A 14,004-nucleotide genomic window follows, 5' to 3' on the forward strand; every position below is an offset into this window, starting at 1 on the left:
GAGTTCCTATGAGTGGCTTTAACGCGGACAGCGCCCGCATGAAAAAAGACCTGGCAACGCTGGTCGCTATTAATACTGAAAACCCGCCAGGCCGTGAACGTGAAGCGGCGGAATGTGTCGCGGTCTGGCTTACTGCCGCTGGGTTTGATTTGTCGTTCAGTGAGTATGCGCCAGGCCGTACTAACGTGATTGCCGTGCTGCAAAATGGCCCTGGCCCCTGTTTTGCTTTTAATACTCATCTGGACGTTGTCCCGGCGGGAAAGGGCTGGCAGCGTGAACCTTTTACACTGACAGAAGAAGATGGCCGGTTATATGGCCGTGGCTCTTGTGATGCCAAAGGCCCGTTGGTGGCAATGGTGGAAGCGCTGCGTATGCTGGCAAACCAGCGCGACAGCTGGTCTGGCACATTAATGGGTGTTTTCACCGCCGACGAAGAAGTTGCCAGCGAAGGGGCGAAGTTTTATGTCAAAGAAAGCCCGGTCACCATTGATTTTGCCGTGATAGGTGAACCCACCTCCAACGCTACGTTTTCGGCGCATAAAGGCAGCCTGCGCCCCCGCGTGCGCGTCAATGGCGTTACCGCGCATTCCGGCACACCAGACCTGGGCGTGAATGCCATTTATAAAGCCGGGCAGTTGCTGGGCCTGGTCGAACACAACCACCAGCACACCGTGTGTTGCCGCCACCACCCGCTGGTGGGAAATGCCAGCCTGACGGTAACCCGGGTACATGGCGGGCATGCCGATAACGTGGTGCCAGACAGCTGCGAATTGCTGCTCGACCGCCGCATGGTGCCGGGTGAAGACGAAGACGCCGTTAAAGCCGAAATTCAGCAACTGCTGGATACCGCTCGCCAGCAATTCAACGTGGATGCCGAAATTATTGGCTGGCAGCCCACCACCGGTGGTGCTACGGAAACCGACAGCAACGAAAGCATTGTACAGGCAAGCCTTGAAGCCTGCCGCCGCCACGGTCAGCCTGAACCCGGGCCATTTGGCTTCCAGGGCGGGTGTGACCTGGTGCATTTCCGCACGCTGGGCGCTAAAGGCGTGGTGATTGGCCCTGGTTCACTGGCGGTTGCCCATAAGCCAGACGAATTTGTGCCGGTCGAAGAGTTTATCTCTGCGGCATATATCTACCTGGATATTGCCCTGGCAATGCTGCCAGTGGGGAGCCAGGCGTGAAAGGGCGTTTGTACCGGGGAATGTTGCATTACCGGGGTGTGACATTACATACGGCGTCTTCTGGCTCGGTTAGCGGGCTGGATACGTTGTGGTTACACCTTGAGTGTGACGGGGTGTATGGCACCGGTGAAGTGCGGCTCAATATCCGTTACTTACATGGCTACAGTGAGCAACAGGTGCTCGATAACCTGACTCACTGGCTCAATGCACTGAACTGGCACACCACGCCTGCGGACATGCTGGCGGCGGTGCACCACCCGGACAGCACGCTGCTGGCACCAGCACGCATGGTGGTGGACATTGCCCTGCATGATTTGCTGGCTCGCCAGCAGGGGCAAAGCCTGGCGGCCTGGCTCGGCCAGCCGGGCAGTGCCTGCGCTTTCCCAACCAACCAAACCTTATTCTGGGGCAGTGAGCAGCAGTTGCTGGACCAGGCGCAGCACTATGTTGACCGGGGATTCACCCAGCTCAAGCTGCGCACTGGCGTGGCGGATTTCGCCACTGACCTGAACCGCCTGACCATTTTGCGCCAGCATTTTGGTTCGGCCATCTCACTGGCGATAGATGTGAACGGCCAGTGGTCGCCTGAACAGGCTCAGGAATATTTCCCGCAGTTGAGCCCATTACAGCTCAGTTATATCGAACAACCGCTGGCACCTGCCAATGACCACCGCCTGGGCGAACTGTCTGCGCTGGGCATTCCCGTCATGCTGGACGAAAGCCTTAACAGCCCGGCGGCGATAACCCGGCTGATTGAAGCTGACGGCCAACTGCGTGGTCATTTAAAGCTGGTGAAAATGGGCGGCATAGCACCGTTAATGGAGGCCGCCCGCCAACTGCAACTGGCTGGTGTGCCGTTTATGGTCGGCCAGATGAATGAAGGCCATGTGGCCACCGCTGCTGCCTTGCAGGTTTGCCGGGTGTTGCAACCTGTCTGGGGCGAGCTGTATGGCGCTGATGGTCTGACCGACGACCCGGCCTGCGGGCTTTTTTACCACGACGGCACAGTGCGCGTCGCCGAATCTGCCGGCCTTGGTGTGGTGTTTAACCCCGCCCAGGCCACATTTATTCAGGAGTGGAACTATGCAAACTAATGTTATTCAGGGGCGTGAGTCTGCCTTTGCTGCAGAAGAGTACCAGGACCGTATCCAGCGTGCCCGTGCACGCCTGAGCGCTGCGGGTGTTGATGTGATGATTGTGACCGGCCCGGAAAATATCTTCTGGCTCACCGGCCAGCAAACCCCGGGTTATTACACCTTCCAGGCGTTACTGCTGCCAGCAGAAGGGGAGCCGGTGTTTGTGATTCGCCAGCTCGAATACTTCAACTTTATTGCCAACACGTTTATTTCCGATGCCGCGGTTTACCAGGATGGCGATAACCCGGTCGATTTCTTGTTCAGCATGCTGCAACAAAACAACTGGCAGGGTAAACGCATTGGTATTGATAAACGCGGCTGGTTCCTGCCCATCGCCGTGTATGAAGCACTGCAAAGCAAATTAGGTGAACTGGCAGACTGCGCCGGAATTATCGAGCCACTGCGGGCGGTGAAATCAGCGGCAGAACTGGAAAAGATCGCCACGGCGGCTCGCTATGTGGATGCCGGGATGAAGGCAGGCCTGGCGGCAATACGTGAAGGCGCCGATGAAAATGCCCTGGTGTCGGCCATGATGGGGGCTGCCATTGCTGCGGGCTCTGAATACGTGGGGATGGAGCCTCTGGTTTCCACCGGCCCGCGTAGCGGTGTGCCGCACGGCACCTGGCGCAGGCGCGTGATGGAAGCGGGCGACCCGGTGTTTCTGGAAATGTCTGCCGCTCATGACCGTTACCACGCCGCACTGATGCGTTCAGCATGGTTAGGTAAACCCCCGGCCATTGCGCTGGAAATGGAGAAAGTCTGCCAGGAAGCGTTACAGGCAGCACTGGACGCCATTCGCCCGGGCGAAACCTGTGCGGCTCCGCACCTGGCCTGCCAGCGGGTCATTGATAAAGCCGGTTTCACCGACAATTTCAAAAAACGCACCGGCTACTCCATTGGTGTTGCGTTTGCACCGGACTGGGGCGAAGGCGGCATTCTCAGCCTGTACAGCGGTGTGGATACCGTACTGCAACCCGGCATGACCTTCCATATTCCCCCGGCATTACGGGTTTACGGCCAGTTCACTGTCGGTGTCAGTGAAACCATTGTCGTGACAGAAACCGGCTACCGCCAACTGGGCTCACTGGCCCGCCCTTTAACCCTGCTGTAAGGAGCAACTTGTGAAAAATATGAACGAAACCCGGGAGCGCCTGCGCGGCATTTTCAACATCACCGTTACCCCCTTTAACTCACAAGGCAATATCGACTTTGCCGCGTTACAGGAAAACATTGAACGCGTTATTGGCCTGGGTTACGACGGTATCCTGATTGGCGGGACTTATGGCGAATTCCCCACCTTATCTGTTGAAGAGCGCCGGGAACTGTTCACCCGTGTAATGAGCATTGTGGGTGACCGCGTGCCGGTTATGTTGTGCAGCGCCAGCTCAGACCCGCGCGTGGTGCGTGAACTGACGATCCTCGCCGGGGAGCTCGGCGGGCTGCCGATGGTAACCCCGCCGTTTGTTACCGAAATTACCGATGCGCAAATCATCTCGTTTTTCGAAGAAATGGCACCGCTGTCACCCACCGGTATTCTGATTTATAACGCACCAGGTATTGGTATCACGCTGTCTCCGGCGCAACTGGAAAAACTGGCAGATATCGACGGCGTGGTGGGGATCAAACAGGGGGATTTAACCCCAACAGTGGTGGACCAAATCGCCAACCGCCTGGGGGGCAAAGTTCGCCTGTTCTGCGCATCAGACCTGGTGTTTAACGGCCCTATGCTGGCCGGGTTTGACGGTATCAGCACCACCAACAGTGGCGCACTGCCTGAACTTATTCTGGCAACTTACCGTGCGGTAGAACAAGGGGATGCCCACACCGCGCGCGATTTACACAGTCTTTGGTACAGCTACCGGGCACTGGCTCGCCAGCACGGCCAGCCGCAACTGGTAAAAGCGGCTATGGCGTTACGTGGTTTTAACGGTGGTGCGGTTCGTGCGCCATTAAAACCCATTTCTGACAGTGCGCTGGCCGCCCTGCGCGAGGTAATGAACACCCTGGCGCAGGACCCACGCAGTGGCGTTACGCTGGCGTAATCTGCGCTGCCTGTAAAAAGGCGCAAAACAGTGGGTGAGGGGCCTGCGGGCGGGAAGACAGCTCCGGGTGGCCCTGAACCCCGTGCCAGAACGGGTGGTTGCTCAGGCTGATGGCCTCAATAATCCCGTCTGTTTCTGCGCTGATTTGCCCGTCGCCTGCACAAAGTTGTGTGCGCAGTGCCGGGTTGAACACGTAGCGGTGGTTGTAATGCATGCCGGAGGGCGGCATCAGGTTGCTGAGTAGCCCCAGGGGGATGAACGGCAGCACGCCACAGCGGTGGCGCTGGTCATCAAAGCGCACAAAGCTGTGGCAGGGGGCATCAGGGGCTGCTTCGGCAAGGTTTGCCTGCTCAAACCCCGGCGTCTGGCGCACCAGTGCTGTCGCCATACTTTGCATGCCAAGGCATAACCCCAGCGTGGCCAAAGCGCGCTGGTTTGTGGCACCCGCCAGGCGAATTTGCCCGTTAACGGCGGCCATGGAAGAACCCCCTGGCAGGATCACGCCATTCAGGCCATCCAGCTCAGCAAGGTTTTCAGATAGCGTGGCCGGGGCGAAAAAGTGCAGTTGGACGCGCACACCGAGCGCATCTGCGGCATCGCCCAGTGCAGCAACAATGGCCGGGTAGCCCAGGCAGTGGTCAGTTTCACGGCCAGCCAGCCCAATATGCAGTGTGGCACCCTGAGTGGGTTGTGCCTGGGCCTGCCAGCGGCCCCACTGGTCGGCCTGCCAGTGGGCGACAACGCCGCGTTCTGCGGTGAGTAATTGCAGGGTATCGCCTTCATGGTGGGTATACAGGCGAGTGCCTGGCAAAGTGGCGGTTGCTGCACTGTGAGCCGGGCTGAGGACTACGACGCAGCCAGGCTCTGCGGTTGCCAGTTGTGATACCTGTGCCACTTCTTCGCGCAGAGTATCGCTTAGCCACAGCCCACTGGTTACGCAGTAGCCTGCCTGGCAGACGTGCTGGTGGCTGTCGGGGAAATCGCCGCTAAATGCCGGGCGTAAGCTCCACAACGGGCGTTGCTGTGCATTGGCCCACAAGCTGGCGGCAACACCAAAGCGTGCCGGGTACGGGGAATCATCAACGATAAAGGTCTGTGTCACGGGGCTCTCCCGGTTAATGAATGTGTAGACAGGTCTGTGATTGTATAAACTGACTCATTAGATACAAAAGAGGATTTATGAATAATAACGCGTTGGCGCGCCGGATGCGCCGGGTAAGGCCCTCGCCCACAGCGGCAATTTCTGACCAGGTGCGTGAGCTGGAAGCCCGGGGGAAGACAGTGATTAACCTTGGTGAAGGTGAGCTGGACTTCGCAACGCCGGATAACATCAGCTATGCAGGCATTCAGGCCATTGTGCATCACCAGACTAAATACACTGCGGTTGCCGGTACAGCGGAACTTAAAGCGGCGATTGCCCATAAATTTGCCCGCGATAACCAGCTGCACTACACCCCCGGGCAGATCATTGCTGGTAGCGGAGCAAAACAGCTGATTTTTAACGCCTTCCTGGCAACTGTGGATGCCGGCCAGTCGGTGATTATTCCTGCTCCATACTGGGTCTCTTACCCGGATATGGTTGCTCTGGCGGAAGGGGAACCGGTGATTGTTCCTTGCGATGAAACCCATGGCTGGAAACTGCAACCAGAGCAACTGGCACAGGCCATCACACCGGCCACCCGCTGGGTGGTACTTAATTCGCCGGGTAACCCGAGCGGGGCGGTTTACCGTGCCGATGAACTGTGTGCGCTGGCCGATGTGTTACGCCAACACCCGCAAGTGCTTATCCTGGCTGATGATATTTATGAGCCACTGCGTTATGACGATACCCCGTTTGCCACTTTTGCCCAGGTTGCTCCAGACCTGGCAGACCGCACCTTAACCGTTAACGGCGTATCGAAAAGCCATGCCATGACGGGCTGGCGCCTGGGTTATGCCGCCGGGCCTCAGTGGCTTATCAATGCCATGCAGGTACTGCAGTCACAAAGTACCTCTAACCCCAGCACAATTTCTCAGGCGGCAGCAGTGGCAGCCCTGACCCAGCCAGACAGTTTTTTCCACGTCTGGCGGGAAAAACTGAACACACGCCGCCAGCAGGTGCTGGATACACTGGCCGCTATTGATGGCATCAGTGCTCAGCCCCCGGAAGGCGCATTTTATATTTTTGCCAATTGCCAGGGCCTGATTGGCCGGGTTACTCCCGAAGGAAACCGCCTTGAAAGCGACAGTGATGTGGCGGCATGGCTATTAGCGACTGCTCATGTAGCGGTATTGCATGGTTCGGCTTTTGGCACTCCGGGCTATTTGCGCATTGCTTATGCTGTAGAAGACAACCTGCTACACAGTGCCTGCCAGCGCCTGCTGGCCGCATGTGAAAGCCTGAGCGTGTAGCTTTTCCAGTCCCCGCATTTTTTCGCCGCAACCCCGTGGGTTTGCGGCGCTTTCCTTTTTCCCCGTGGTTTTTTCGTGGTCAATTTTGTGAAAAATATCACCCGTCATCTGGCGTATGCCCAAATCTCTGTTGTTTTTTTTCGTGTCTGCATGATGCCGGGCAGGGTGTTTTCACGTAGAATTCATATTTGAAACATCTTTTCAAAAATAAAATTATTTGTTTTCTCAGAATGAAACTGAGTCATATCGTTCATTGATGAACGCTTCTCCTTATCTTTTCAGCCAGGTGAATAAAGACTGACCTAACCGCATGTGCCATGGGCGGCGGCCGGAGGTTTCGCCGCAGGCATATGCGCAGATAACACAAGCGGTAATCCTGAGGAACTGGAATGAAAATCGAATCTATCAATACCACTACTTTTAGCTGGATGAGCCCACGGGTGTCCGACAGTGCCGGGCATTCACACCCGGGAGACCCACATTCGGCAACGATGGCGATGCTGACAATCACCGCTGATGACGGCACGCAGGGCTTCTCTTTTGCTCCCCCTGAAATTGTCCGGCCTTATGTTCTGGATGCTTTTTTCCGCAAAGTCATGGTGGGGCAGGACCCCTTCGACCGTGAACGCCTGTGGCAGGATCTGGTGCTGTGGCAGCGCGGCAGTGCGCACCAGCTGACAGAGCGCGCGATGTCATTTGTTGAACAGGCACTGTGGGATTTAATTGGCCGCAAACTCAATTTGCCGGTCTGGAAAATACTCGGGGGCTACCGCGACAAGGTACCCGCCTATGGCAGCACCATGTGTGGTGATGAACTGCGCGGGGGGCTTTCCACACCACAAGAGTATGGCGATTTTGCCGAAAAACTAGTGGCGCGGGGTTACAAAGCTATCAAGCTGCACACCTGGATGCCTCCCGTAGCTTTCGCACCCGATCCCAAAATGGATGTGAAAGCCTGTGCCGCGGTACGTGAAGCCGTAGGCCCGGATATTGAACTGATGCTGGATGGCTACCACTGGTACAGCCGCAGCGATGCGTTGTACATCGGTAAGGAGCTGGAAAAACTGCGTTTTGCCTGGTTTGAAGAGCCCATGCAGGAAGAGAGCATGTCTTCTTACGCCTGGCTGGCAGATAACTTACAGATTGATGTTATCGGGCCGGAAAGCCTGGGGGGCAAATACCACTCCCGTGCCGACTGGGTGAAAGCAGGTGCCTGCGATATTTTGCGGGCCGGGGCGAACGGTGTGGGCGGTATCTCGCCTTGCCTGAAAGTGGCTAACCTGGCAGAAGCCTTTGGCATGAACTGTGAAGTGCATGGTAATGGTGCCGCCAGCCTGGCTGTAATTGGAGCGATTAAAAACTGCCGCTGGTACGAGCGTGGTTTGCTGCACCCATTCCTGGATTACGACCAGCCAGCCCCCTGGCTTAACAGTCTGGTAGACCCGATGGACAGCGAAGGGAACGTACAGTTACCTGCCAGACCTGGCCTGGGTGAAGACATTAATTTTGCGTATATCGAAGCCAATACAATCAGCCACGGCTGATAAATAAAAAAACCTCAACCCTACGGCGGTATACAACATGAAAACCAGCTCCCGAATGGGGGCGTGGCTGCTCACGCTCCTTATCATGCTGGGCGGTGGTCAGGCATGGGGGAAAACCCCACCTGATCAACTGATCATCGGCATGAATATGAACAATCTCCTGACTCTTGACCCGGCGGCCATGACCGGTAACGAAGTGGTGGGAATCGTCGTTAATCTCTACGACTCGCTCGTGGAACTTCCTGCAGATAATCCTTCTGATGTGCGCCCGGCGCTTGCCCGTAGTTGGGATATCAGCCCGTCCCGGGATATGTTGACCTTTCACCTGCAACAAGGGGTGACATTTCAGTCGGGTAACCCGTTAAGCGCAGAAGACGTTGTCTGGTCGATGCGCCGCTTGTTGCACCTTAACCTGGCTCAGGCATCGGTATGGAAATCTTATGGGTTTACCAAAAACAATATCGATTCACTGGTCAGCGCCCCGGATGCGTTCACTGTGCAAATCCGGTTACCCAAACCTAATGACCCGCAACTGGTTATCTATTCGCTGGCAGCCCTTGGGAGTTTGGGTGTGCTGGACAAGCAAACCGTGTTACAGCATGAACAAAATGGTGACTGGGGCAACCACTGGCTGACTACACACTCTGCCGGTTCCGGGCCATTCAGCCTTGATGTCTGGCAGGCGAAAGATGTGCTGCGTATGGTGCGTAACCCTAATTACTGGCGCGGTCCTGCCAAACTCAGCCGTGTAATTTTCCGCCATTTCCAGGAGTCGCAAACCTTACGCCTGATGATGGAAAAAGGGGATTTGGACGTTGCCAGTAATATGGCGGTTGCCGATATCAATGCCCTGCGTTCAAACCCGGCATTAACCGTTGATGCAGTACAGAAAGGCACGCTGTATTACGTGGCAATGAGTATGAAAAGCCCGGAATTCTCCAACCGCCTGGTACGTGAAGCGGTGCGCTACCTGATTGACTACCAGGGCATTAACAAAGCCCTGATGCCGGGGTATGGCGAGCTTCACCAACGGCCCATAAAAGCCGGAATGCCGTCAACATTACCTGACCCGGGTTACCGGCTGGATGTACCGCGCGCCCGCAAACTGCTGGCAGAAGCCGGGTATCCGGATGGGTTCGATACCACCTTGCGGGTACTGTCAGACCAGCCATTCATGAATATTGCCATTGCCGTGCAGTCCACCCTGATGCAGGGCGGCATTCGCGCCAAAATTATTACCGGCACCGGTAACCAAATCTATGGAGCCATGCGTGAGCGCCGTTTCGACATGCTGGTAGGCCGGGGCGGAAGTGGTGTTGAACCCCATCCTCACTCCAACCTGCGTTCGCTGGTGTACAACCCGGATAACCGTGATGAGGCGAAACTCACCAACTTCCAGGGCTGGCGCACCGGGTTTTACGACCCGCAGCTTAACCAGATGATCAACCAGGCGCTGCTGGAGCAGAACAGCCAGAAACAGATTGCCGATTACCAGGCTATTCAACGCCGCTATGACCAACTGGTGCCTGCGCTTATCCCTGTTTCACAGATGGTGGACTCAGTGGTGGTGAGTAAAACCGTGCAGGGTTACCAGCCGCACCCATCGGCCACCACCTTCTTGCGTGATGTCTACAAAACTGAATCAGTACCACAGGAGGGCGGGTTATGAGTATGACGCTTGCGCTGACAACCGGGCCGGTGCGCCAGGTAACCCGACGTGCTGTTCAGGTGGCGATAACCTTGTTTGGGCTACTGTTGTTAACCTTTTTTATTGGCCGCGTGATGCCAATAGACCCGGTGCTGGCAATAGTTGGCCCGGATGCTGACCACAGCACCTACCAACAGGTATACCACCAACTGGGGCTGGATAAACCGCTCTGGACGCAATTTTTCATTTACCTCAATGGCCTGGCTCACGGTGACCTGGGTAATGCGCTACTGACAGGTAAACCCGTGCTTGACGATATTCTGCGGGTATTCCCGGCCACTCTGGAGCTGGCGACAGTGGCGATTATTGTCGGGGCCGGGCTGGGTATTCCTCTGGGTGTTCTGGCCGCTTCCCGGCGCAACAGCCTGGCGGATTATATTGTGCGTATTATCAGCCTGGCCGGGTACTCAACGCCCATCTTCTGGGTGGGCATGATGGGGTTACTGGTGTTTTACGCCTGGCTTGGCTGGGTAGGCGGTGCAGGCCGGCTGGATTTTGGCCTTGATGGTGTTGTACCGCGCCATACCGGATTGATGACGGTGGATGCGTTACTGGCAGGCAACGGCCAGGTCTTTATGAACGCACTGAAACACCTGGTGTTACCTGCTTCGCTACTGGGGTTCCATTCTCTGGCCTATATCAGCCGCATGACGCGCAGTTTTATGCTCGCTCAGCTTTCACAGGAGTTCATTATTACCGCCCGGGTGAAGGGGCTGAGTGTGCGCCATGTGCTCTGGCACCATGCGTTTCGTAATATCCTGGTGCAGTTGCTGACGGTGGTGGCACTGGCTTATGGCGGGTTACTGGAAGGCGCGGTGTTGATTGAAACTGTCTTCTCGTGGCCTGGATTTGGCTCATATCTGACCGGCAGTTTATTGCTGGGCGACATGAATGCGGTAATGGGATGTGTGTTGTTGGTGGGCGTTATCTTTGTGATGCTCAACCTGCTGTCCGACATGCTGTATCAATGTTTTGATCCGAGGACAAAATCATGACGGTATCGCTGGATTCACCGCAGATACTCGCCGGTCAACAACACCGCCTGCGTGTTCGCCGGTTAGTGCAACGCATGGCGGCTTTTGTTGGCAAAATGGCGCGTAACCCTTTAACTGCCGTGGGTGGCGGGATTATCACGCTGCTGGTTGTGGTGGCGGTTTTTGCCCCCTGGATTGCGCCGTATCACCCGTTAATTCAGGACCTGGATCATGCCCTTAACGCCCCCAGTGCGGCCCACTGGTTTGGCACGGATGAATTCGGGCGTGATATTTTCAGCCGCCTGGTGTGGGGCTCACGTATCACGTTATGGATTGTGCTGTTGGTGTCGGTCACGGTCGGCCCGCTGGGATTGCTGCTGGGGGTTACCGCCGGGTACTTTGGCGGCAAAGTTGATGCCGTACTGATGCGCATCACCGATATCTTTATTTCCTTCCCAAGCCTGGTACTGGCGCTGGCTTTTGTCGCGGCTCTTGGCCCTGGGCTTGAGCACGTGGTTATCGCCATTACGTTGACAGCATGGCCACCGATTGCCCGCCTGGCTCGCGCCGAAACACTGTCATTACGCCAGGCTGATTTCATTTCAGTGGTTCGCCTGCAGGGCGCGTCGCCGGTACGTATTTTGTGCCGCCATATTGTGCCGCTGTGCCTGCCCTCGGTCATTATCCGCATCACCATGAATATGGCAGGCATTATTCTGACAGCGGCAGGCCTCGGGTTTCTTGGCCTGGGGGCTCAGCCTCCAGAGCCTGAGTGGGGGGCGATGATTTCCAGTGGGCGCACTTACATGATGGAGTGCTGGTGGGTAGTAACGGTTCCGGGGCTGGCGATTCTGATTAACAGCCTGGCGTTCAATTTCTTAGGAGATGGCTTACGTGACATTCTCGATCCCCGCAGCGAATAACAGCGCACCTTTGCTGGAGGTGCAGGATTTACAGGTCGATTTTATTAATGGCCGCCAGGTGACATCGGCTGTTCGCGGTGTGTCATTCAGCCTCGGGCGCGAAAAACTGGCGATTGTCGGTGAATCTGGCTCCGGTAAATCAACCGTGGGCAGGGCATTACTGCATTTGCACTCGGCAAAAGCCCGTATCAGTGCCGCGCGTATGCAGTTTGGCGATATAGATCTGCGCACCGCCACCGAAGCGCAGATGCGCGCCATTCGTGGGCGGCGTATCTCCATGATAATGCAGGACCCAAAGTATTCTCTTAACCCGGTAGTGTGCGTGGGAGAACAAATTGCCGAAGCCTGGCTGGCTCACCACCCTGGGCACAAGAAACTGGCCCGGGAGAAAGCGCTGGCGATGCTGGATATTGTGCGCATTCGTGACCCTGAACGTGTCTGGCGGCTCTACCCCCATGAAATATCCGGCGGGCAGGGGCAACGCGTGATGATAGCGATGATGCTTATCACCGAGCCGGAACTATTGATTGCCGATGAGCCCACCTCCGCGCTGGATGTTTCCGTCCGCTTGCAAATTCTCGCCCTGCTGGATGACCTGGTCGCCTCGCGCGGGTTGGGGCTGATATTTATCAGCCATGACATCAACCTGGTACGCAGTTTTTGCGACCGGGTGTTGGTGATGTACGCCGGGCGGGTTGTGGAATCTCTCGCCGCCCGGGATCTGGACAATGCACAGCACCCTTATACCCGAGGGCTGATTGATGCATTGCCAGATTTGCACCACCCACGGGCAGTGTTACCGGTGCTGCAACGGCAGGCATCCTGGCTGAATGAGTAAGGAGTGTGACCCATGAAAACGGAAGCTATCACCATAAAAACCAGGGCCGAGGAAAGCATGAATGCGCAAACAATGATTGATGTCCGCCACCTGAACCTTCACTTCGGTGAGGGTAACAAACAAAACCAGGTGCTGTTTGATGTGAACTTCACCGTTGGTAAAGGCGAAATTTACGGGCTGGTGGGGGAATCTGGTTCAGGAAAAACGACGGTACTTAAGTGCCTCGCCGGGTTATTTACCCACTGGCAAGGCGAGTTGCAACTGAATGGCACCCCGCTGACTCACAACCTCTCTCCCGCCCGTTGCCGCCAGGTTCAGATGGTGTTTCAGGACCCATATGGTTCCTTGCACCCGCGCCATACTATTGGCGATATTCTCGAAGAGCCGCTGGCGATTCACCGTATTGGTGAGCGGGAAAGGCGTATCAGCCAGTTACTGGATAAAGTAGGCCTTAGCCGTACCTTTCGCGACCGCTACCCACACCAGCTTTCGGGCGGGCAGCGCCAGCGTGTGGCCATTGCCCGGGCGTTGATCCTTGAGCCACAAGTTTTGCTGCTGGATGAACCAACATCGGCACTGGATGTTTCCGTACAGGCGGAAATCCTTAACCTGTTGGCGCAGTTGCACCAGGAGGCGGGGCTCACTTATTTGCTGGTAACCCATGATCTGGGCGTGATTGCTCACCTGTGCCACCGGGTGGCGGTCATGCAACACGGTCGGATACTGGAAACCTTGCCCATTGAGCAACTGGTTTCCGGCAAAGCTGATTCGCCCTATACCCAAATGCTGGTTCAGGGGAGCCAGCGCTATAGCCGCGAGATGGCACAGCTTGTGGCTGTTTTCTGACTTTGCGCCGGGGAACCCGGTAATAACCTGTTTTTTGTTCACACCGGCAGCGGGCCACCCTGCCGGTTTTTTTATGTGCGCCTGTCAACGTAAAGCAGAAGTGGCCAAATGGCTTTCGCTGTCTGCGCACAGTCGCCACCGGCAGCCACCTTTTCCAGTGCATCTTTCAGCGGCAGACTCCCCCGCACCACGGTGGCCAGGGCAGTAACCGCCGTGATACCAAACTGCTGGTACAACGTCGGGTCAATCTGTACCCCGATAGGGCTGTGTCCACATTACGTGGGTAGGATCAGTATCTGGCGGTGGTGATTGACCTGTGGTCTCGTGCCGTTATTGGCTGGTCGATGTCCTCACGAATGACGGCAAAACTGGCCTGTGATGCGTTACAGATGGCACTCTGGCGGCGTAAACGCCCGAA

12 protein-coding genes and 2 pseudogenes are annotated in these 14,004 nt (G+C 56.4%); 12 read left to right on the plus strand and 2 right to left on the minus strand.

Annotation, left to right across the window (positions count from 1 at the left end):
• Positions 1–8 precede the first annotated feature (8 nt).
• From DES37_RS22165 to DES37_RS22180, 4 genes are read left to right on the plus strand one after another with little or no spacing between them, the layout of a single operon-like run.
• Positions 9–1,184, plus strand: a complete 1,176-nt coding sequence (locus tag DES37_RS22165; protein WP_110027923.1) for a M20 family metallopeptidase — start codon at positions 9–11, stop codon at positions 1,182–1,184.
• The gene (locus tag DES37_RS22170) at positions 1,181–2,278 is read left to right on the plus strand and encodes a mandelate racemase/muconate lactonizing enzyme family protein (RefSeq protein WP_110027924.1); all 1,098 of its coding nucleotides are present in this window, start codon (positions 1,181–1,183) and stop codon (positions 2,276–2,278) included. The genes DES37_RS22165 and DES37_RS22170 overlap by 4 nt, the downstream gene beginning before the upstream one ends.
• Complete coding sequence (locus DES37_RS22175; protein WP_110027925.1) at positions 2,268–3,431, plus strand: M24 family metallopeptidase; 1,164 nt, start codon at positions 2,268–2,270, stop codon at positions 3,429–3,431. The genes DES37_RS22170 and DES37_RS22175 overlap by 11 nt, the downstream gene beginning before the upstream one ends.
• A gap of 10 nt (positions 3,432–3,441) precedes the next feature.
• Positions 3,442–4,362 (plus strand): dihydrodipicolinate synthase family protein, encoded by a 921-nt coding sequence (locus DES37_RS22180; RefSeq protein WP_110027926.1) that lies wholly within the window; start codon positions 3,442–3,444, stop codon positions 4,360–4,362.
• Here DES37_RS22180 and DES37_RS22185 read toward each other — a convergent pair.
• On the minus strand, positions 4,349–5,464 hold the full coding sequence (locus DES37_RS22185) for a glutamine amidotransferase-related protein (protein WP_110027927.1): 1,116 nt from the start codon (positions 5,462–5,464) through the stop codon (positions 4,349–4,351). The genes DES37_RS22180 and DES37_RS22185 overlap by 14 nt on opposite strands.
• Positions 5,465–5,541: 77 nt before the next feature.
• Here DES37_RS22185 and DES37_RS22190 point away from each other — a divergent pair, with 77 nt between their 5' ends.
• The 7 genes from DES37_RS22190 to DES37_RS22220 all read left to right on the plus strand — a co-directional run bounded on the left by DES37_RS22190 (position 5,542) and on the right by DES37_RS22220 (position 13,586).
• Positions 5,542–6,753 (plus strand): pyridoxal phosphate-dependent aminotransferase, encoded by a 1,212-nt coding sequence (locus DES37_RS22190; protein ID WP_110027928.1) that lies wholly within the window; start codon positions 5,542–5,544, stop codon positions 6,751–6,753.
• A 389-nt stretch (positions 6,754–7,142) separates the two neighbouring features.
• Positions 7,143–8,297, plus strand: a complete 1,155-nt coding sequence (locus DES37_RS22195; protein WP_110027929.1) for a mandelate racemase family protein — start codon at positions 7,143–7,145, stop codon at positions 8,295–8,297.
• Between the two features lie 37 nt (positions 8,298–8,334).
• Positions 8,335–9,966, plus strand: coding sequence for an ABC transporter substrate-binding protein (locus tag DES37_RS22200; protein ID WP_110027930.1), 1,632 nt, complete (start codon positions 8,335–8,337; stop codon positions 9,964–9,966).
• Positions 9,963–11,000, plus strand: coding sequence for an ABC transporter permease (locus DES37_RS22205; RefSeq protein ID WP_110027931.1), 1,038 nt, complete (start codon positions 9,963–9,965; stop codon positions 10,998–11,000). Before DES37_RS22200 ends, DES37_RS22205 begins: the two co-directional genes overlap by 4 nt.
• Positions 10,997–11,902 (plus strand): ABC transporter permease, encoded by a 906-nt coding sequence (locus DES37_RS22210; RefSeq protein WP_110027932.1) that lies wholly within the window; start codon positions 10,997–10,999, stop codon positions 11,900–11,902. The genes DES37_RS22205 and DES37_RS22210 overlap by 4 nt, the downstream gene beginning before the upstream one ends.
• The gene (locus tag DES37_RS22215) at positions 11,874–12,740 is read left to right on the plus strand and encodes an ABC transporter ATP-binding protein (protein WP_110027936.1); all 867 of its coding nucleotides are present in this window, start codon (positions 11,874–11,876) and stop codon (positions 12,738–12,740) included. The genes DES37_RS22210 and DES37_RS22215 overlap by 29 nt, the downstream gene beginning before the upstream one ends.
• Before the next feature lie 72 nt (positions 12,741–12,812).
• Positions 12,813–13,586, plus strand: coding sequence for an ABC transporter ATP-binding protein (locus DES37_RS22220; protein ID WP_110027937.1), 774 nt, complete (start codon positions 12,813–12,815; stop codon positions 13,584–13,586).
• A gap of 71 nt (positions 13,587–13,657) precedes the next feature.
• Here the strand turns inward: DES37_RS22220 and DES37_RS25970 are convergent.
• Positions 13,658–13,843 (minus strand): annotated as a pseudogene (locus DES37_RS25970) (hypothetical protein); the annotation flags it as partial.
• A 36-nt stretch (positions 13,844–13,879) separates the two neighbouring features.
• On the opposite strand from DES37_RS25970, the pseudogene DES37_RS22230 reads away from it, so the two are divergent.
• Positions 13,880–14,004: pseudogene (locus DES37_RS22230) on the plus strand (DDE-type integrase/transposase/recombinase); the annotation flags it as partial.

This window comes from Mangrovibacter plantisponsor, assembly GCF_003182475.1.
In the GTDB taxonomy this organism is placed as follows: domain Bacteria; phylum Pseudomonadota; class Gammaproteobacteria; order Enterobacterales; family Enterobacteriaceae; genus Mangrovibacter; species Mangrovibacter plantisponsor.

Coding starts and splice junctions, on each gene's coding strand:
- DES37_RS22220 (WP_110027937.1), top strand. CDS start 12,813: ATGATTGATGTCCGCCACCTGAACCTTCACTTCGGTGAGGGTAACAAA.
- DES37_RS22190 (WP_110027928.1), top strand. CDS start 5,542: ATGAATAATAACGCGTTGGCGCGCCGGATGCGCCGGGTAAGGCCCTCG.
- DES37_RS22200 (WP_110027930.1), top strand. CDS start 8,335: ATGAAAACCAGCTCCCGAATGGGGGCGTGGCTGCTCACGCTCCTTATC.
- DES37_RS22165 (WP_110027923.1), top strand. CDS start 9: ATGAGTGGCTTTAACGCGGACAGCGCCCGCATGAAAAAAGACCTGGCA.
- DES37_RS22195 (WP_110027929.1), top strand. CDS start 7,143: ATGAAAATCGAATCTATCAATACCACTACTTTTAGCTGGATGAGCCCA.
- DES37_RS22175 (WP_110027925.1), top strand. CDS start 2,268: ATGCAAACTAATGTTATTCAGGGGCGTGAGTCTGCCTTTGCTGCAGAA.
- DES37_RS22205 (WP_110027931.1), top strand. CDS start 9,963: ATGAGTATGACGCTTGCGCTGACAACCGGGCCGGTGCGCCAGGTAACC.
- DES37_RS22210 (WP_110027932.1), top strand. CDS start 10,997: ATGACGGTATCGCTGGATTCACCGCAGATACTCGCCGGTCAACAACAC.